This window comes from Pseudomonas medicaginis (assembly GCF_965119365.1).
Lineage (GTDB): Bacteria > Pseudomonadota > Gammaproteobacteria > Pseudomonadales > Pseudomonadaceae > Aquipseudomonas.
In genome coordinates this window covers 1668264-1686773 of the sequence record NZ_OZ221631.1, presented here as the reverse complement: position 1 = coordinate 1686773, position 18510 = coordinate 1668264, and the positions used below count along the sequence as shown (strand labels likewise).

Genomic DNA, 18510 nt, shown 5'->3' with positions numbered 1-18510 from the left:
TCCATTCGAAGGAATTCATATGAACACACAACATCCCACTTCACGCTCCCAACGCCTGAACCAGATCACCCACGAGCCCCACGGCAAGCTCGACGCGCTGGTCAAGGCCCACGCCCCGTTCGAAACCCCGGCCAGCTTCGCCCGTTTCGTCGTCGCCCAGTACCTGTTCCAGTCGGAACTGGTAGCGCTGTACAACGACGCCGAACTGTCCGCCCTGATGCCCGACCTGCCAGCCCGTTGCCGAGCCGACGCAGCCAAGGCGGATCTCGCCGACCTGGACACCGAAGTCCCCGCGCCGGTGGCCGGTGCGGTGAAAAACCCGACCCAGGCCGAAGCCCTGGGCTGGCTGTTCGTCTCCGAAGGCTCCAAGCTCGGCGCCGCGTTCTTGATCAAGCGTGCCGTGGGCCTGGGGCTGAGCGAAACCTTCGGCGCCCGGCACCTGGCAGAACCTGTCGGCGGGCGCGCCGAAGGGTGGAAATCCTTCACCCGCACCCTTGACGGCCTGGCCTTTACCGAACAGCAGGAAGCCGAGGCGGACAAAGGGGCGCTGGATGCCTTTAACCGGTTCACGGTCCTGTTGGAACGGGCTTATGCAGCGGAGTTGGCCTGACTCACACCGCTCCCACAGAAGATTTAGGGTGGATGCCTATCCTCAGTCCCCCAGAAACCAGTGTGGGAGCGAGCTTGCTCGCGATAGCGTCAGCACAGCCGACATCAACGCCAACTGACCCACCGCCATCGCGAGCAAGCTCGCTCCCACAGAGATTGTGCATGACTGATGAACCGCCCTTCGAAACTCACCCGACTGCTCTTCGCCCTGCTCGCCTACGCTAGCCTGGGCATCGGCCTGGTCGCCCTCGTCGTGCCTGGCTTGCCGACCACCGAGTTCATCCTGCTGGCCGCCTGGGCCGCGACCCGCAGTTCGCCGCGCCTGAGCGCCTGGCTGGAGCACCATCGGCTGTTCGGGCCGATGCTGCATAACTGGCGCAACGGCAAGGTCATCCCGCGCCGGGCCAAGGTCGGTGCCACCACCAGCATGCTGCTCTGCGCAGGCTTGATGCTGGTGCTGCTCGACCACGCCTGGCCGGTTTACCTCGCGCTCGCCGGCATGGCCCTGGGCAACCTGTGGATCTGGTCGCGCCCGGAACAGGCACAGGGCTCTTGTGGCGAGGAAGCTTGCTCCCGCGGGGGCGCAAAGCGGCCCCCAGCGGATTTTTGAACTATGATCGCCCTCTCGCACTGGAGGGCTTTCGATGGCAGATCTGCTCACGTCCATGCAAGCCGCGCTCGGCTTGCCCACGACCCCAATCACCTTCAGCGGCGAAGGCGCCCTGCCCTCGGCATTCGCCGTCACGGAACTGGCTGGGGCCAGCATCGCCGTGGCCGGCCAGGCGACCGCCGCGCTTATCCACCAACAAACCGGCCGCCTGCCCCCCGTCGAGGTCGACCGGCGACTGGCGTCGTTCTGGTTCTCCACCTCCCTGCGCCCCATCGGCTGGAGCGTACCGCCGATGTGGGACCCGGTGGCCGGTGACTACGCCTGCGCCGACGGCTGGATTCGCCTGCATACCAATGCACCGCATCATCGCCTGGCCGCGGAAAAAGTCCTCGGCCCCAGCACCGACCGCGCGGACATGGCGGCCAGGGTCGCCCGATGGAACAAGGCCGAGCTGGAGCAAGCCGTGGTCGACGCGGGCGGGTGCGCTGCCCAGATGCGCTCGTGGCAAGCCTGGCAGACCCATCCCCAAGGCCGGGCAGTGAATGCCGAGCCACTGGTGCACCTGAGTGAAACGACGGGAGAACCGTCCAGGCCCTGGCTCGGCTCCGTGACCCGGCCACTGGCGGGCCTCAAGGTACTGGACCTGACCCGCGTGCTGGCCGGCCCCATTGCCAGCCGCTTCCTCGCCGGCCTGGGGGCCGACGTGCTGCGCATCGATCCGCCGACCTGGAACGAACCCGGCGTGGTCCCGGAAGTCACCCTGGGCAAACGCTGCGCCCGCCTCGACTTGCACCGAGCCGATGACCGCGCGGCGTTCGAAGCCTTGCTCAAGGACACCGACATCCTCCTGCACGGCTACCGTGCCGATGCCCTGGAACACCTGGGCTACGGCGCCGAGCAGCGCCGACAACTGGCCCCGGGCCTGATCGACGTCAGTCTCAACGCCTACGGTTGGAGCGGCCCGTGGCAGAACCGACGCGGCTTCGACAGCCTGGTGCAGATGAGCAGTGGCATTGCCGAAGCCGGCATGGCCTGGAAACAGGTGGACACCCCGACCCCGCTGCCCGTCCAGGCACTGGACCATGGCACCGGGTATCTGATGGCGGCCAGCGCCGTGATGCTGCTGGCTCGGCGCCTGGCGAACGGGCGAGGCGGCTCGGCACGCCTGTCTCTGGCGCGTACGGCCAAACTGCTGATCGAGCGCGGCGCGGGTGACTCGGCCGCACTACGACCCGAGGACACAGACGACCTGGGCATGCTGGTCGAGCAGACACCCTGGGGGCCGGCGCAGCGGTTGCAGGTGCCGCTGAAAATCACCGGCACACCCTGGCAGTGGGCGCTCGCGGCGACGGCACTCGGCGCCCATCGCGCGCAATGGTAATAGGCCTCGCTCCCTGACCTGGATCAGATAGTGAAGCGGTGAATCAGCCTACGCTGTGACTCTCCTCGGCTGCCTCGGAGTCATGCAATGTCTGATACCCCCGGAAAACTTCGTTTGGGTGCCTTGGTGGCGCTGGTAGTGGGCTCGATGATCGGCGGAGGGATTTTTTCCTTGCCCCAGAACATGGCCGCCAGCGCCGATGTCGGCGCCGTGCTGATCGGCTGGGCCATCACCGCCGTCGGCATGCTGACCCTGGCCTTCGTGTTCCAGACCCTGGCCAACCGCAAGCCCGATCTGGATGGCGGGGTGTATGCCTACGCCAAGGCCGGGTTCGGCGACTACATGGGCTTTTCATCTGCCTGGGGCTACTGGATCAGCGCCTGGCTGGGTAACGTCGGCTACTTCGTGCTGCTGTTCAGCACCTTGGGCTACTTCTTCCCGGTATTTGGTGAAGGTAATACCGTCGCAGCGGTGATCGGCTCATCGGTGCTGCTATGGGCCGTGCACTTCCTGGTATTGCGAGGCATCAAGGAAGCGGCATTCATCAACCTGGTGACCACCATCGCCAAGGTCGTACCGCTTGTATTGTTTGTGCTGATCGCCGTATTCGCGTTCAAGCTCGATATTTTCACCGCTGATATCTGGGGCCTGAAGAACCCCGACCTGGGCAGCGTGCTGAATCAGGTGCGCAACATGATGCTGGTCACCGTGTGGGTGTTCATCGGCATCGAGGGCGCGAGTATTTTTTCCGCCCGCGCAGAGAAACGTACCGACGTGGGCAAGGCCACCGTCATCGGCTTCATCACCGTACTGCTGTTCCTGGTACTGGTGAACGTGCTGTCCCTGGGCATCATGACCCAGCCTGAACTGGCGAAGTTGCAGAACCCGTCCATGGCCGCCGTGCTGGAGCACGTCGTAGGGCACTGGGGCGCGGTGCTGATCAGCGTCGGCCTGATCATCTCGCTGCTTGGCGCCCTGCTGTCCTGGGTATTGCTGTGCGCCGAGATCATGTTCGCCGCCGCCAAAGACCACACCATGCCCGAGTTCCTGCGCCGGGAAAACGCCAACCACGTACCGGCCAACGCCCTGTGGCTGACCAACGCAATGGTCCAGCTGTTTTTGGTCATCACCCTGTTCTCGGCCAGCACTTACCTGTCACTGATCTACCTCGCCACCTCGATGATCCTGGTGCCGTACCTGTGGTCGGCGGCCTACGCAGTACTGCTGGCGGTGCGCGGCGAGACCTATGAGAACGCCCTGGCCGAACGCCGCAAAGACCTGGGCATCGGTGCCATCGCCCTGATCTATGCGGTGTGGCTGCTGTATGCCGGCGGGATCAAGTACCTGCTGCTCTCCGCCCTGCTCTATGCCCCCGGCGCGATCCTGTTCGCCAAGGCCAAGCGCGAGCTGGGCAAACCGATTTTCACCTCTGTCGAGAAGCTGATTTTCGCCGCAGTGATCGCAGGCGCCCTGGTGGCGGCCTACGGGCTCTACGACGGCTTCCTGACCTTGTAGTTGGCTGATTGTTCTAACTGGAGGATTTGTAATGACCACGGAAAAAGTGAAATACGGCGTGCATTCCGAAGCCGGCAAATTACGTAAAGTCATGGTGTGTTCCCCAGGTCTGGCCCACCAGCGGCTGACCCCGAACAACTGCGACGAGCTGCTGTTCGACGATGTAATCTGGGTCAACCAGGCCAAGCGCGACCATTTCGATTTCGTCACCAAGATGCGCGAGCGCGACATCGACGTGCTGGAAATGCACAACCTGCTGACCGACATCGTCGCCATCCCCGAGGCCCTGGACTGGATCCTGCAGCGCAAGATCACCGCCAACTCGGTGGGCCTGGGCCTGGTGAATGAAGTCGGTTCGTGGCTGCGCAGCCTGGAACCGCGCCATATCGCTGAATTCCTGATCGGCGGCGTCTCGGCCGATGACCTGCCAGACAGTTTCGGTGGCAAGACCATCCAGATGTTCCGCGACTTCCTCGGGCATTCCAGCTTCATCCTGCCGCCGCTGCCCAACACCCAGTTCACCCGCGACACCACCTGCTGGATCTACGGCGGCGTGACCCTGAACCCGATGTATTGGCCGGCGCGCCGCCAGGAAACCCTGCTGGCCAGCGCCCTCTACAAATTCCACCCCGAGTTCACCCAGGCTGACTTCCAGATCTGGTACGGCGACCCGGACCAGGACCACGGCAACGCCACCCTCGAAGGCGGCGACGTGATGCCCATCGGCAACGGCGTGGTCCTGATCGGCATGGGCGAACGCTCGTCCCGCCAGGCCATCGGCCAACTGGCGCTGAACCTGTTCAAGAACAATGCTGTGGAGCGGGTGATCGTCGCCGGCTTGCCGAAATCCCGCGCGGCCATGCACCTGGACACCGTGTTCAGCTTCTGCGACCGCGACCTGGTCACGGTTTTCCCGGAAGTGGTGAGCCAGATCGTCGCCTTTTCCCTGCGCCCTGACGAGAGCAAGCCCGGCGGTATCGATGTGCGCCGCGAAGAAGGCAGTTTCCTCGACACCGTCGCCGCGGCCCTCAAGCTGCCGGCGCTGCGGGTGGTGGAGACCGGCGGCAACAGCTTCGCCGCCGAACGCGAACAATGGGACGACGGCAACAACGTGGTGGCCGTGGAGCCGGGCGTGGTGATCGGTTACGACCGCAACACCTACACCAACACCCTGCTGCGCAAGGCCGGCGTGGAAGTCATCACCATCAGTGCCAGTGAACTGGGCCGGGGCCGTGGCGGTGGTCACTGCATGACCTGCCCGATCATCCGCGACCCGATCGATTACTGACCTTTGAGCCTGGGCCGGCAACGCTCTCCATCCCACGGCAGAGACCGGCCCCGGGGATAACCTACACCTGAGGAGATCCACATCATGGCGTTCAACATGCGCAACCGCAGCCTGCTGAGTCTGATGCACCACACCCACCGCGAGCTGCACTTTTTGCTGGACCTGTCCCGCGACCTCAAGCGTGCCAAGTACACCGGCACCGAACAGCAGCACCTCAAGGGCAAGAACATCGCGCTGATCTTCGAAAAGACCTCGACCCGCACCCGCTGCGCCTTCGAAGTCGCGGCCCATGACCAGGGCGCCCACGTCACCTACATCGACCCGGTGTCATCGCAGATCGGTCACAAGGAAAGCATGAAAGACACCGCCCGGGTCCTGGGGCGGATGTTCGACGCCATCGAATACCGAGGCTTCGAACAGGAGATCGTCGAGGAACTGGCCAAGTTCGCCGGGGTGCCGGTGTTCAACGGCCTGACTGCCGAATTCCACCCCACCCAAATGATCGCCGACACCCTGACCATGCGCGAACACAGTGACAAGCCGCTGCATGACATCAGCTATGCCTACCTGGGCGATGCCCGTTACAACATGGGCAATTCACTGCTGATGATCGGCGCCAAGCTGGGCATGGACGTGCGCATCGGCGCGCCGAAAGCCTTGTGGCCGCACCAGGACTTCATCGACCAGTGCCAAGCCTTCGCCGCCGAAAGTGGCGCGCGCCTGACCATCACCGAAGACCCGAAGGAAGCCGTCAAGGGCGTGGACTTCATCCACACCGATATCTGGGTGTCCATGGGCGAGCCGGTGGAAGCCTGGGATGAGCGCATCGAGCAATTGCTGCCCTACCAGGTCAATGCGCAAATGATGAAAGCCTCGGGCAACCCTCGGGTGAAGTTCATGCACTGCCTGCCGGCGTTCCATAACAGTGAAACCAAGGTCGGCAAGGACATCGCCGCCCGTTATCCGAACCTGGCCAATGGCGTGGAAGTGACCGAGGACGTGTTCGAATCCCCCGCCAACATCGCCTTCGAGCAAGCGGAAAACCGCATGCACACCATCAAGGCGATCCTGGTGTCGGCGTTGGCGGATATCTAAATACCCGACGCGAAACGCTGTGGGAGCGAGCTTGCTCGCGATGGCGAAGGAACAGGCAACATTGATGTCGACTGATACACCGCCTTCGCGAGCAAGCCCGCTCCCACAAGGGGACCGCATTGTTCGTTCCATTTTTGAAAGGACAGCACCATGCGCATCGTCGTTGCCTTGGGCGGTAACGCCCTCCTGCGTCGGGGTGAACCCATGACCGCAGCCAATCAACGCAGCAACATCCGCACCGCGACCGAACAGATCGCCAAGATCCACCCCGGCAACCAACTGGTCATCGCCCACGGCAACGGCCCGCAGGTCGGCCTGCTGTCGTTGCAGGCGGCGGCCTACACCTCGGTCACGCCGTATCCGCTGGATGTGCTCGGCGCCGAAACCGAAGGCATGATCGGCTACATCATTGAACAGGAACTGGGCAATCTGCTGGACTTCGAAGTCCCCTTCGCCACGCTCCTGACCCAGGTTGAAGTGGACGGCAACGACCCGGCCTTCCAAAGCCCCACCAAACCCATCGGCCCGGTCTACAGCCAGGAAGAGGCGCAGAAACTGGCCGCCGAAAAAGGCTGGGCCATCGCCCCGGACGGCGACAAGTTCCGTCGCGTGGTCGCGAGCCCCAGGCCCAAGCGCATCTTTGAAATCCGCCCGATCAAATGGCTGCTGGAAAAAGGCAGCATCGTGATCTGTGCCGGCGGTGGCGGCATCCCGACGATGTACGACGCCGACGGCAAACTGCAAGGCGTGGAAGCGGTCATCGACAAGGACCTGTGCTCGGCGCTACTGGCCGAACAGCTGGAAAGCGATCTGCTGGTGATCGCCACCGACGTCAACGCCGCGTTCATCGACTTCGGCAAGCCGACCCAGAAAGCCATCGCCCAGGCCCACCCCGACGAAATGGAAAAGCTCGGCTTCGCCGCTGGCTCCATGGGGCCGAAGGTGCAGGCCGCCTGCGAATTCGCACGCAACACCGGCAAGGTCGCGGTGATCGGGGCGCTGCCAGAGATCGATGCTATCGTCCAAGGCACTGCCGGCACACGCATCAGCACGGCAACGCCGGGAATTGTTTATCGGTAACCGGAAAACTTATACGGCAGGCGTGTTGTCTGCCGTTCTCCATGCCTTCGAAGGAGAGTCGTTTATGGCCATGTTCAAACCCGGTCACCTGCACATGGAACGCCATGCGCTGAACAAGGATGATTTCAGCTACAACCTGTGCATCGACTACAAGGTCGACCAGGACGACAAGGAGGGCAAGGGCATGTCGTTCCGGCTGCACGGCACGGTGGAAGAAAAAACCGTGGACGAGACCTTTTTCCTGGCCAAGGACCAGGCCTTCGACTTCGCCCGCCATGCCACGCGCATCGCCCAGAAATACGGCTTGCCCAAGGCCTCCAGCATCGGCTCGATGCACAAGTACTACGACGAAATGTTCGAAGACGTACGCCACCAACTGGACGTCAAGCCGGGCGACCCGATGAAGCCTGAACACCTGGAATAACCCGCCCGAAAAACACCTCTATCCCTGTGGGAGCGGGCTTGCTCGCGAAGACGGAGCAACAGTCAACATTGATGGTGACTGACACACCGCTTTCGCGAGCAAGCCCGCTCCCACAGGGGATATCAGCGCCCTGAATGTCGGGTTAAATGCGACGCTTACCAGGCTGGCAACCCGTCACGGCTGACCTATGCTGAAAGTAGTACCCAAGGGTATTCGTTCAGAGGTCACCGCCATGAACATCAAAACAAGAAGACGCCTCGCCATTTTCGTCACCTGCGCCGCCACGCTTGCGCTGTATGGCACGGCGGCCTACCGGGTCGAGCAGGCCAGGCAGTTGCCCCGTGAGCACGCCAGTTGCAACTTCGAACGTTGCATCCCCCACAGCGCAACCCTGAACGCCCTGCGCTGAGGCGTGGTCAGTCGTCCTGTTGATCGGTCTTGAGCCGGTCCCGGAACGCCTTGGGTGAAATGCCGACACGCCGGCGGAACAGCCGGGTGAAGTTGGTCGGGTCGGAAAACCCGAGCAGTTCGGAAATCTCGTAGATGGTCATGCCGGTGTAGGTCAGCAGGCGCTTGGCTTCCAGCAACTGGCGCTCGTGCATGATCTGCAACGCCGGTTGCCCCGCCAGTTCCCGGCAGGTGCCGTTGAGGTGCGACACGGAAATGCCCAGGCGATGGGCCAGGTCTTCGACCTTGACGTGCTCGCGATAGGTTTCTTCCACCAGTTGAATGAACCCGTTGAGGTACTCCCGGGCCCGTTGCGGGCGCTGGGCCTGGGTGTGTCGCTGCATCACCTGGCGGCTGACCCAGACCATGATCACGCTGACCAACGCATGCATCAGCATCTCCCGGGCCGGCTGATGCCCCATGTATTCACTCTGCAAGGCGCTGAACAGGCTGTTGAGGTACTCGGCATTCTCAAGGGCGGGGTAGCTTTCGGCCTGGGCCAGGACGTTGACCGAATGCCCCAGTTGCGCTTGCAGGTGCGTGACCAGTGGCGCCGCCAAGGTCACCACGTAACCTTCCACATCCTCGGAAAAACGAAAGCCATGGACCGACAGCGGCGGCAGGATCTGCACGGCCGGCTCGGTGAGTTGCGTGCGCCGGCCTTCGATCTCCAGTTCTGCCTGGCCCTTGAAGACAAACAACAACTGGCACAGGTCGGCATGCCGATGGGGTTTGATTTCCCATTGATGCTCGCGGCTGCGCTTGGAGATGGTTTCGCAGTGCAACAGGTCCGGCGTCGGCCATTCCTGGCTCTCACCGTAGAGCTTGAACACCGGGATCGAAGGCAGGTCAGGTTTTTTCATACGTGGATCCGGGCCTGGGGTTGCGGGCGATAATCGCACCAATTGGCAAAAAGAACAGGTATCGGCTCAGTTTTCCCCTTCAACTGACAGGTCCGCAAGCGAAAAATGTAGGCACTCGGTCCATAACAATCAACACCGACCCTGGTCGCGTGCTTCGTGCGAGTCATAAGAACAATGAAAACCCTCAAGACCCAAGTCGCTATTATCGGCGCCGGCCCCTCTGGCCTGCTGCTCGGCCAATTGCTGCACAACGCCGGGATCGACACCGTTATCCTCGAACGCCAGACCCCGGACTATGTATTGGGCCGCATCCGCGCCGGTGTGCTGGAGCAAGGCATGGTCGAACTGCTGCGCCAGGCCGGCGTCGGCCAACGCATGGACGCCGAAGGCCTGCCCCATGACGGCTTTGAACTGGTGCTCAATGACCGGCGGGTGCACATAGACCTCAAGGGCCTGACCGGCGGTAAAAACGTCATGGTCTACGGCCAGACCGAAGTCACCCGTGACTTGATGGCCGCCCGCGAAGCCGCTGGCGCCCGGACCCTGTACCTGGCCAGCGACGCCCAGCCCCACGACATGCAAACCGAACACCCCTTCGTGACCTTCGAACATGAAGGGCAGGCCTGGCGCCTGGACTGCGACTACATTGCCGGTTGCGACGGTTTCCATGGCGTGGCGCGACAGTCCATCCCCGCAGAAAAACTCAAGGTTTTCGAACGCGTCTACCCGTTTGGTTGGCTCGGCGTACTGGCCGATACCCCGCCGGTCCACGAGGAGTTGGTCTACGCCCGGCACGACCGCGGTTTTGCCCTGTGCAGCATGCGCTCCAAGACTCGCACCCGCTATTACCTGCAAGTGCCCGCCGAGGAGCAAGTGGCCGACTGGCCGGACGAGCGTTTTTGGGGTGAACTGAAAAACCGCCTGCCCGCTGACTTGGCCGAAGCCCTGGTGACCGGCCCGTCCATCGAGAAAAGCATCGCACCGCTGCGCAGCTTCGTCGTCGAGCCGATGCAGCACGGGCGGATGTTCCTGGTGGGTGACGCGGCTCACATCGTCCCACCGACCGGGGCCAAGGGGCTGAACCTGGCAGCCAGCGACGTCAGCACGTTGTTCAACATCCTGCTCAAGGTCTATCGCGACGGCCGTGTGGACTTGCTGGAACACTATTCGGCCATCTGCCTGCGGCGTGTCTGGAAAGCCGAACGGTTCTCCTGGTGGATGACCTCGATGCTGCACCGCTTCGACGACGATGCCTTCAACCAACGCATCAGCGAAGCCGAGCTGGAATATTTCCTCGACTCCGAGGCCGGCCGAAAAACCATCGCGGAAAATTACGTCGGCCTTCCTTACGAGGCTATCGAATAGCCGCCTATCGACTTAAACTGCGGGCTTCGTCCCATTCGCCTCTTCGGCGTGATGCCCGCAGGTTCTGCCTTGACTCAGCCCATTACGCTCCAAGCCCCGAAACCGGCCATCCGCAGCGTGCTGGTGGCCCTGATGCTGGCGATTTTCCTGGGCGCGCTGGACCAGACCATCGTCGCCGTCTCGATGCCGGCCATTTCCGCTCAATTTGCCGATGTAAGCCTGCTGGCCTGGGTGATTTCCGGCTACATGGTCGCCATGACCGTGGCGGTGCCGATCTACGGCAAGCTCGGTGACCTCTATGGGCGCCGGCCGCTGATGCTGTTCGGCATGGGCCTGTTCACCCTGGCCTCGCTGTTCTGTGGGCTGGCGCAAAACATGGAGCAACTGGTGCTGGCGCGGATTGTCCAGGGCATCGGCGCCGGCGGCATGATTTCGGTGAGCCAGGCAATCATCGGCGACATCATCCCGCCCCGCGAGCGGGGTCGCTACCAGGGTTATTTCAGCAGCATGTACGCGGTGGCCAGCGTGGCCGGTCCGGTGCTCGGCGGCTACATGACCGAATACCTGTCGTGGCGCTGGGTGTTCTGGATCAACCTGCCGCTGGGCTTCGCGGCCTGGTGGGTGGCCCGGCGCACCCTGGTCGGGCTGCCGGTGCCGCAACGCACGCCGATCATCGATTACCTGGGCACCGTGCTGCTGATCATCGGCCTGACCGCGTTGCTGCTGGGGATCACCGAGGTCGGCCAAGGCCATGCCTGGCACAGCCATGAAGTGCTGGGGCTGCTGGGTTGCGCCGGGGTAGCACTGGGGGTGTTCGCCTGGTACGAGCGCCGGGCCCGGGAACCGTTGCTACCGATGCACCTGTTCGCCAACCGCAGTGCGGTGCTGTGCTGGTGCACGGTGTTTTTCACCAGTTTCCAGGCGATTTCCCTGACGGTGCTGGTGCCGTTGCGCTTCCAGAGCGTGACCGGCGCCGGCGCCGACAGCGCGGCCTTGCACTTGTTGCCGCTGGCGATGGGGTTGCCGATCGGTGCGTATTTCGCCGGCCGCCGCACCTCGGTCACGGGCCGCTACAAACCGATGATCCTGAGCGGTGCCCTGCTCTTTCCATTCGCCCTCCTCGGCATGGCCTTCACCCCCCCTGACGCGTTCTGGCTCAGCAGCCTGTTCATGCTGCTCAGCGGCATTGCCTCGGGCATGCAGTTCCCCACGTCGCTGGTGGGTTCGCAGAACTCCGTCCATCAACAGGACATTGGCGTCGCCACCAGCACCACCAACCTGTTCCGCTCCCTCGGCGGCGCGGTGGGCGTGGCCCTGATGTCGGCGTTGCTGCTGGCCTTGCTGCAGGATTCGAGTTTCACCCAGCTCGCTGGTTCGTCGCTGATCGGCGAAGGGCATTCCGGCAACGTCCTGCTGGACGGCCTGAACACGGCCCCGGGCGAGGCGCAGACTGCCTTGCGCCAGGCACTGCAGATGACGTTCCGGCATTTGCTGCTAATCAGCGCGGCGGTGTCGCTGTTGGGATTGGCGGCAGCGGTGGCGATGCCCAATCGTATGTTGCGGGGGCGGGATGAAAAGGTTCGCTAGGCACAATTTCGCTGCCATGCACAAACCTGTGGCGAGGGGATTTATCCCCGCTGGGCTGTGGAACAGCCCCAAAGCAGTCGACGCAGTCTGCCTGATAGACAGAGGCGTCAGTTTTGGGGGCGCTTCGCGCCCCCAGCGGGGATAAATCCCCTCGCCACAAAAGCAGGCTCATCACCACAGCTGAGTCTGGTGCTATCAAGCCGTCACTGCCATACCCCCCGGCTCCGCCACCGCGCTCATCCCGTCCTTCATCCGCTTGGCATCGCGCACGAAGCAGCGTGACGCCAGGAACAGGAACACCATGGTCAAGAGCAGCGCCACCGGAATCAGGTACATCGCGTCGTGCAGGCCGATGGCCTTGAACGCTTCGGTCATCTGGTCGACACCTGCGGTGGCCATGGCCGTGCGGGCGAAGTAGTCGGACAAGCCGCCCACCACCACCGGGCCCAGGCCGCCGCCGAGCAAATACAGCCCGGCAAAGTACAACGCCATCGCGGTGGCGCGCAGGCGCGGCTCCACCACGTCCTGGATCGCGGTGTAGACACAGGTATAAAAGTTATAGGCAAACAGCCAACCGACGCTGAATACCGCCACGAACACGCCAATTTCAATGCGCCCGGCATGCAGGGCCCAGGCCGTGGTGACCGTCGAGATCGCCAGGCTGAACCCTGCGAACAGCAGGCGGCCGTTGGGCACGCGCTGGTGGATCTTGTCCGCGACCCAGCCGCCAAGGGTGAGCCCGAACAACCCCGTCACGCCCACCATGATGCCGGTCGCCACAGCCGCCTCGTGCAGTGGCATCAGGAAATAACGTTGCAACATAGGCACCAGGAACGAGTTGCAGGCATAGGTGGCGAAGTTGAAGCACAGCCCCGCCAGCACCAGCCACAGGAAGGTCGGGATCGCCAGTACCCGGCGAACCGGCTTGTCGATCTTTTCCTGGGACACTTGCACGGTTTCCGCCGCGCCGCGCTTGGGCTCCTTGATGAAAAACATGAACACCGCCAGTACCAGCCCCGGCACCGCCGCGATGAAGAACGGCGCGCGCCAGCTGTCGAAGGCCTTGACCATCGCGCCAATGGTGAAAAACGCCAGCAGCAACCCCAACGGCAGCCCCAGCATGAAGATGCCCATGGCTCGCGCCCGGCGGTGGGCCGGGAACAGATCGCCAATCAGTGAGTTGGCCGCCGGTGCGTAGCTGGCCTCGCCGATGCCGATGCCCATGCGCACCACCAGGAACGCCCAGAAACTGCCCACCAGACCGTTCACCGCCGTCAATCCACTCCAGGTCGCCAGGCCCCAGCCCATCAATTTGCTGCGCGAGCCGGTATCAGCCATGCGCCCCAGCGGCAATCCGGCAATGGCATAAACGATGGTGAACGCGGTGCCGATGATGCCGATCTGGAAGTCGCTGAGACTCCATTCCATGCGGATCGGCTCGATGATGATCGCCGGAATGGTGCGGTCGAAGAAATTGAACAGGTTGGCCAGGAACAACAGGAACAGAATGCGCCAGGCATTCGCCGCTTGGGTCGAGTTCTGCATGGGTCCGTCTCTTTTATTGTTAGGGGCCAACGGTCCGTGGCTTGGATATGCAATCTAGACAGCGGCACGGGAACTGTCTCCGATCATTCGCAAGACTGATACCCGTCCATGGGAAGCGGCGTATTTCTTGATGCCGATCAGGTTCCGACAGCAATAGCCATCATTTTGCCTTTTGTTGGTTAAAGATCGAGGTCCGGTGGCCGATTCAACATGATCAGGAAAAGATTATCCCGAGCGCTGCTCAGGCTGCAGCCCTGACCGCTTGGACCGATATTCGCGTTCATCCCGGCGCGAATTCCCATCCGCGTGGGCTCGATGCCTGTATTCATCGAGCCACCAGTTCAGGCACATGGCGCACAATGACCTCAAAAAAAACAGCCACTGCGGTATCCGATCTGACCTTGAGCCCGGCCGCCAACGGCCCGGAAGTCTCAACGCCGTCGAGCCCCCCTCGCCCTTTGTCGACCCAGCAGTATCTGTATTTCACCGAAACCAACACCGACCGTATCCTCGACAACCTCGATGGCCTGCGTGACACCGTATTCCCGCGCCCACCACACCTGGTGGACGACGAATACGACCGCGCCCAGCAAGAGTTCCCGTCGGTGTGCCTGATCGGCCTGGGTCGTTGCGGCTCCAACATCGCCCTGGACGTGGCCGAGCTGGTGTACAACGCCCGCAAGTTCTACCTCAACGAATTCAATGCCGAAGACAAAGGCTACAGCGACAAGGGCTACAGCCCCGCGCAGTGGATTCGCAACAACCTGCGCCTGGGCACCAGCAAGGCCAGCAAGCCGGTGTTCCTGGTGGAACCGCTGGTGATGCTCGGCGACCTGGACAAAGACATCGCCGGGCGCATCCGTTTCTCGCGCAAGGGCGAGAAAAGCGGCTTCTTGCGCGACTACAGCAAAATGAAAATCATGGACCTGTCGGAGGTCCACGCCGGTGGCGCCGGTAACGCGCCGATCCTCGGCCAGTACCTGGCCAAGATCATCCTGAACAAGGATACCCAGCGCTTCTCCAGCCCCGACTGGAAGATGATTCACTCGTACCTGATCGACAGCTGCGGCATCAAGGCCAACCAGTCGCGCCTGTACTTCTCGATCTTCAGCGCCGGCGGCGGTACCGGCTCGGGCATGGCCTCGGAGTTCGGCCTGGCCCAGCAGTACTCGTACATGAACAAGACGTTCGACACCAAGCCGATGGACGAACACGACAGCAAGAGCGGCCACTCTTTCGTCTTCGAGCCGATCTTTACCAGCGGCATCTGCGTACTGCCGAATATTTCCGACCATCGCAGCGAAATGTCCGAGGCGCTGCACATCAACGCCGGACGCCTGCTGTGCAAATACCTGTCGGAAGAATGGGATTTCTCGTACAACTTCGCCAACGAAGACAGCAGCGAAGCCAGCGTGATGGGCCGTATCCGCCCGTGGAACGCGATGATGCTGATCTCCAACGACATCATGCGCTACGCCGAAGAAAGCGATGACGGCAACATCCAGAACATTGATGTCAATGCCATGGAGAAGCACGCCAACCAGTACATCTCCCAGCAGATCTTCAACATCCTGACGGCCCAGGCGGTCACCACCGACTACGACCAGAACTATTTCCGCCGTGCAGGCATTGATATCGGCGAAACCATTCGCCTGGACGCCAACGACCTGTTCATGAGCCTGGCCGGCCCGGTGGCGATCGCCTACGCCGAATCCGTCGTCCCGGAAACCCCGGCGCCGAGCGGCGACAAGTTCAAGGTGTTCGAGAAAGAGCCCCCGCGCCTGAATATCGACGACCTGTTCTTCCGCTCCATCGACCTGCCGCACTTCAACAAAGTCACCCAGGCCATCGAAGGCATCAGCCTGCTGCCGATCGAATCCAAGCGCTACCGCGCCTCGCTGGAGCAATACAAGAATTCCGGCTACGACGCCGCGGCCCTGCATGACCTGCACTTCTTCAAGAATTGCTCGTCTGTGGTGTCCATCGTTTCCTTGCCCAAGGACTACAAGCTGTCCTACATGGACCTGAACCGGCTCAAGACCCACCTCAACAGCCTGTTCCCCAACACCACGCTCAAGCGTTACGCGTTGGTGATCGGCGCCTCGGCCAACCTGTCGCTGACCACCCTGATCGCCAAGAGCCCGTGCCTGTCGGATGATTTCCTGACCCTGATCGTGGCGTTCATCAAGCGCTGCTTCGCCCGCACCCCGTACCGATTCGACGAAATCCTCGACAATTCGATCCTGGACTTCATCATCAATGAAGACTTCGACGAAGCCCGTATCGACGAGTTGCTCAACGAGTTCGAGAACCCGGCGAAGATCCTCGACACCAACTGGTACGCGATCAAGCCGATGTACGAGAAGAAGTACCGCGAGCTGATCAACGACAAGGAGAAGTTCGTCTCGATCAACGACATCCGTTTGTCCCGCGACTGCGTGAAGAAATCCATCAAGTACCTGCGCGAGATCTACCGTCACCGCATTGGCAAGACCAAGGTTATTTCCCTTAACAACCATACAGGGCGGACTTATTGAGTCCGGCACAGCACCGTGTTGCCTCCAATCGCGAGCACGCTCGCTCCCACAGGGTTGTGTGTACACACACCCACTGTGGGAGCGAGCGTGCTCGCGATAGCGGTCCTGAATCCTGCACCTGAACAACATCCAGAAACAATTAAGCAGCCCAAAGGCTGCCCAATAAACTGTTCCCGTTACGTATACGTCACCCTGCCCTGTGGCGTTTCGCCACGGCAGGAGGCCCCCACGCTACTCACCTACACACTTTCTCGCGCGAGAAAACACGAACCAACTTGGTGCACGGATCAATTGGACGCCCTTTCCTGGACCATGATCCAGGGCGAAACCACCACCGCCCAAAGCTGCGGATCGCGTTCCAGAAAATCCAGCGCCCGCGTTTCAGACAGCTTGGCGAGCTGGTCGGCAGCCAGCCAGGCGGCCACTTTGGTACCTTCGTCCTGGGCCACGGCCTCGGCGGCGGCGATCAAATCCAGTGCCGGATCGACCCACAATAGGGCACCCTTGGCAAAGAACGGCTCCAGCTCTTTCCAGGTGATGGATGCGGTTTCTCCGAGCAGCTTGGCATAGAGGGTGCTAGGTTCTTGATTCATGGGACCTGTCCGGAAAAGAAATCGGCGCGAATGATAACGTCGGTGGTCTGGCAGAAAAACCCGGTAGCAATTGCAACACCGATTGAAAAGTGCAGGAAAGCCAAGGATTGCCGAAATGACCGGACAACCCCCGCCGCTATTCTGTCTTTTTCTTTCAATTAAGCGACACCCCCAGGTTTTGCCCCCAAGCGCCAGCTTCCCTTGCCAACAATCGGCGCTCTACACTGTACCGGTACAGTTGCCGGGGGCATTTTCCGCGAGGGTATCCAAGATATCTGACCCGGTTCTGCTGCTACGGCGCCAGGACTATAAAAACTACAACAGCATGAGTGGAGCACTATGACTAAGGCTACTAAGCAGATTTCCAAACTGTTTGCCGCTATGGTTCTGGCCGGGGTTGCCAGCCATTCGTTCGCCGCCGACACCATCAAGATCGGCATCGCCGGCCCGAAAACCGGCCCTGTAGCCCAATACGGCGACATGCAGTTCAGTGGTTCGAAAATGGCCATCGAGCAGATCAACGCCAAGGGCGGCGTCAACGGCAAGCAACTCGAAGCCGTTGAATACGATGACGCCTGTGATCCAAAACAAGCGGTCGCGGTTGCGAACAAGGTCGTCAACGACGGCGTCAAGTTCGTGGTCGGCCACCTGTGCTCCAGCTCTACCCAGCCCGCTTCGGACATCTACGAAGACGAAGGCGTGATCATGATCACCCCGGCGGCTACCAGCCCGGACATCACCGCTCGCGGCTACAAGATGATCTTCCGCACCATCGGCCTGGACAGCGCCCAAGGCCCTGCGGCCGGCAACTACATCGCCGACCATGTCAAGCCGAAGGTCGTTGCGGTCCTGCACGACAAGCAACAGTACGGTGAAGGCATCGCCAGCGCCGTGAAGAAAACCCTCGAAGGCAAAGGCGTGAAAGTGGCCGTCTTCGAAGGCGTGAACGCCGGCGACAAAGACTTCTCCTCGATGATCGCCAAGCTCAAGCAAGCCAACGTCGACTTCGTCTACTACGGCGGCTACCACCCGGAGCTGGGCCTGATCCTGCGTCAATCCCAGGAAAAAGGCCTGAAGGCCAAGTTCATGGGTCCGGAAGGCGTGGGTAACGACTCCATCTCGCAAATCGCCAAGGAATCCTCCGAAGGCCTGCTGGTGACCCTGCCGAAATCCTTCGACCAGGATCCGGCCAACGTTGCCCTGGCTGACGCGTTCAAGGCCAAGAAGGAAGACCCGAGCGGTCCGTTCGTATTCCCGTCCTACTCCGCCGTGCAAGTGATCGCCCAGGCCATCACCTCCACCAAGAGCGAAGACCCGGAAAAAGTGGCTGAAGCCATCCACGCCGGCACCTTCAAGACCCCAACGGGCGACCTGAGCTTCGACGAGAAAGGCGACCTGAAGGACTTCAAGTTCGTGGTCTACGAGTGGCATTTCGGCAAACCTAAAACCGAAGCTTCGCCTCAGTAAGGCCTGGCCTGACTGACTGCCAATAAAGCCCACGGCGTGCCGTGGGCTTTGTTTTAAATGTATTGGGCCGCGCTGGCGTGATCCGCCAGTCTCCCCACCTGAAA

The 18510-nt window shown here is 61.8% G+C and carries 16 protein-coding genes; 13 read left to right on the top strand and 3 right to left on the bottom strand.

Annotation, left to right across the window (positions count from 1 at the left end):
- Window positions 1–19: 19 nt before the first annotated feature.
- The 9 genes from ACMTA2_RS07455 to ACMTA2_RS07415 all read left to right on the top strand — a co-directional run bounded on the left by ACMTA2_RS07455 (window position 20) and on the right by ACMTA2_RS07415 (window position 8411).
- Window positions 20–610: a biliverdin-producing heme oxygenase gene (locus tag ACMTA2_RS07455; RefSeq protein WP_413794334.1), complete on the top strand. Its 591-nt coding sequence runs from the start codon at window positions 20–22 to the stop codon at window positions 608–610.
- Window positions 611–778: 168 nt separating this feature from the next.
- Window positions 779–1219, top strand: a complete 441-nt coding sequence (locus ACMTA2_RS07450) for a YbaN family protein (RefSeq protein ID WP_413794333.1) — start codon at window positions 779–781, stop codon at window positions 1217–1219.
- A gap of 34 nt (window positions 1220–1253) precedes the next feature.
- Window positions 1254–2600 carry a CoA transferase gene (locus tag ACMTA2_RS07445; RefSeq protein ID WP_413794332.1) on the top strand — a complete coding sequence of 449 codons (1347 nt, stop codon included), beginning with the start codon at window positions 1254–1256 and terminating at the stop codon, window positions 2598–2600.
- Window positions 2601–2687: 87 nt separating this feature from the next.
- On the top strand, window positions 2688–4115 hold the full coding sequence (arcD, locus tag ACMTA2_RS07440; protein ID WP_413794331.1) for an arginine-ornithine antiporter: 1428 nt from the start codon (window positions 2688–2690) through the stop codon (window positions 4113–4115).
- 31 nt (window positions 4116–4146) lie between these two features.
- Window positions 4147–5403, top strand: coding sequence for an arginine deiminase (gene arcA / locus ACMTA2_RS07435; RefSeq protein WP_413794330.1), 1257 nt, complete (start codon window positions 4147–4149; stop codon window positions 5401–5403).
- 84 nt (window positions 5404–5487) lie between these two features.
- A complete protein-coding gene (locus ACMTA2_RS07430) occupies window positions 5488–6498 on the top strand; it encodes an ornithine carbamoyltransferase (RefSeq protein ID WP_413794329.1) in 1011 nt (336 codons plus the stop codon).
- A 150-nt stretch (window positions 6499–6648) separates the two neighbouring features.
- Window positions 6649–7578, top strand: coding sequence for a carbamate kinase (gene arcC, locus ACMTA2_RS07425; protein ID WP_413794328.1), 930 nt, complete (start codon window positions 6649–6651; stop codon window positions 7576–7578).
- A gap of 64 nt (window positions 7579–7642) precedes the next feature.
- Window positions 7643–8002 carry a DUF5064 family protein gene (locus ACMTA2_RS07420; protein WP_413794327.1) on the top strand — a complete coding sequence of 120 codons (360 nt, stop codon included), beginning with the start codon at window positions 7643–7645 and terminating at the stop codon, window positions 8000–8002.
- A gap of 232 nt (window positions 8003–8234) precedes the next feature.
- On the top strand, window positions 8235–8411 hold the full coding sequence (locus tag ACMTA2_RS07415; protein WP_413794326.1) for a hypothetical protein: 177 nt from the start codon (window positions 8235–8237) through the stop codon (window positions 8409–8411).
- A 7-nt stretch (window positions 8412–8418) separates the two neighbouring features.
- Here ACMTA2_RS07415 and ACMTA2_RS07410 read toward each other — a convergent pair whose 3' ends face one another.
- Complete coding sequence (locus ACMTA2_RS07410; RefSeq protein ID WP_413794325.1) at window positions 8419–9312, bottom strand: helix-turn-helix domain-containing protein; 894 nt, start codon at window positions 9310–9312, stop codon at window positions 8419–8421.
- Window positions 9313–9486: 174 nt separating this feature from the next.
- Between ACMTA2_RS07410 and pobA the strand changes: the two genes are divergently transcribed.
- Window positions 9487–10677 carry a 4-hydroxybenzoate 3-monooxygenase gene (gene pobA, locus ACMTA2_RS07405; protein WP_413794324.1) on the top strand — a complete coding sequence of 397 codons (1191 nt, stop codon included), beginning with the start codon at window positions 9487–9489 and terminating at the stop codon, window positions 10675–10677.
- 69 nt (window positions 10678–10746) lie between these two features.
- The gene (locus tag ACMTA2_RS07400) at window positions 10747–12264 is read left to right on the top strand and encodes an MDR family MFS transporter (RefSeq protein ID WP_490166887.1); all 1518 of its coding nucleotides are present in this window, start codon (window positions 10747–10749) and stop codon (window positions 12262–12264) included.
- Between the two features lie 195 nt (window positions 12265–12459).
- Here the strand turns inward: ACMTA2_RS07400 and ACMTA2_RS07395 are convergent, their stop codons facing one another.
- On the bottom strand, window positions 12460–13809 hold the full coding sequence (locus tag ACMTA2_RS07395) for a spinster family MFS transporter (protein ID WP_413794322.1): 1350 nt from the start codon (window positions 13807–13809) through the stop codon (window positions 12460–12462).
- A gap of 359 nt (window positions 13810–14168) precedes the next feature.
- Between ACMTA2_RS07395 and ACMTA2_RS07390 the strand changes: the two genes are divergently transcribed.
- Window positions 14169–16346 (top strand): hypothetical protein, encoded by a 2178-nt coding sequence (locus ACMTA2_RS07390; protein WP_413794321.1) that lies wholly within the window; start codon window positions 14169–14171, stop codon window positions 16344–16346.
- 287 nt (window positions 16347–16633) lie between these two features.
- On the opposite strand, the gene ACMTA2_RS07385 is transcribed toward ACMTA2_RS07390, so the two are convergent.
- Complete coding sequence (locus ACMTA2_RS07385) at window positions 16634–16939, bottom strand: DUF2288 domain-containing protein (RefSeq protein WP_413794320.1); 306 nt, start codon at window positions 16937–16939, stop codon at window positions 16634–16636.
- A 339-nt stretch (window positions 16940–17278) separates the two neighbouring features.
- On the opposite strand from ACMTA2_RS07385, the gene ACMTA2_RS07380 reads away from it, so the two are divergent.
- Window positions 17279–18406, top strand: a complete 1128-nt coding sequence (locus tag ACMTA2_RS07380) for a branched-chain amino acid ABC transporter substrate-binding protein (protein WP_413794319.1) — start codon at window positions 17279–17281, stop codon at window positions 18404–18406.
- Window positions 18407–18510: the final 104 nt, after the last annotated feature.

Bases quoted from the DNA above. Each gene is read 5' to 3' on its own strand.
- arcA (WP_413794330.1), top strand. From the start codon at position 4,147: ATGACCACGGAAAAAGTGAAATACGGCGTGCATTCCGAAGCCGGCAAA.
- ACMTA2_RS07430 (WP_413794329.1), top strand. From the start codon at position 5,488: ATGGCGTTCAACATGCGCAACCGCAGCCTGCTGAGTCTGATGCACCAC.
- ACMTA2_RS07380 (WP_413794319.1), top strand. From the start codon at position 17,279: ATGACTAAGGCTACTAAGCAGATTTCCAAACTGTTTGCCGCTATGGTT.
- ACMTA2_RS07385 (WP_413794320.1), bottom strand. From the start codon at position 16,939: ATGAATCAAGAACCTAGCACCCTCTATGCCAAGCTGCTCGGAGAAACC.
- ACMTA2_RS07455 (WP_413794334.1), top strand. From the start codon at position 20: ATGAACACACAACATCCCACTTCACGCTCCCAACGCCTGAACCAGATC.
- arcC (WP_413794328.1), top strand. From the start codon at position 6,649: ATGCGCATCGTCGTTGCCTTGGGCGGTAACGCCCTCCTGCGTCGGGGT.
- arcD (WP_413794331.1), top strand. From the start codon at position 2,688: ATGTCTGATACCCCCGGAAAACTTCGTTTGGGTGCCTTGGTGGCGCTG.
- ACMTA2_RS07420 (WP_413794327.1), top strand. From the start codon at position 7,643: ATGGCCATGTTCAAACCCGGTCACCTGCACATGGAACGCCATGCGCTG.
- ACMTA2_RS07410 (WP_413794325.1), bottom strand. From the start codon at position 9,312: ATGAAAAAACCTGACCTGCCTTCGATCCCGGTGTTCAAGCTCTACGGT.
- ACMTA2_RS07390 (WP_413794321.1), top strand. From the start codon at position 14,169: ATGACCTCAAAAAAAACAGCCACTGCGGTATCCGATCTGACCTTGAGC.
- ACMTA2_RS07395 (WP_413794322.1), bottom strand. From the start codon at position 13,809: ATGCAGAACTCGACCCAAGCGGCGAATGCCTGGCGCATTCTGTTCCTG.
- ACMTA2_RS07445 (WP_413794332.1), top strand. From the start codon at position 1,254: ATGGCAGATCTGCTCACGTCCATGCAAGCCGCGCTCGGCTTGCCCACG.
- ACMTA2_RS07450 (WP_413794333.1), top strand. From the start codon at position 779: ATGAACCGCCCTTCGAAACTCACCCGACTGCTCTTCGCCCTGCTCGCC.
- ACMTA2_RS07415 (WP_413794326.1), top strand. From the start codon at position 8,235: ATGAACATCAAAACAAGAAGACGCCTCGCCATTTTCGTCACCTGCGCC.
- pobA (WP_413794324.1), top strand. From the start codon at position 9,487: ATGAAAACCCTCAAGACCCAAGTCGCTATTATCGGCGCCGGCCCCTCT.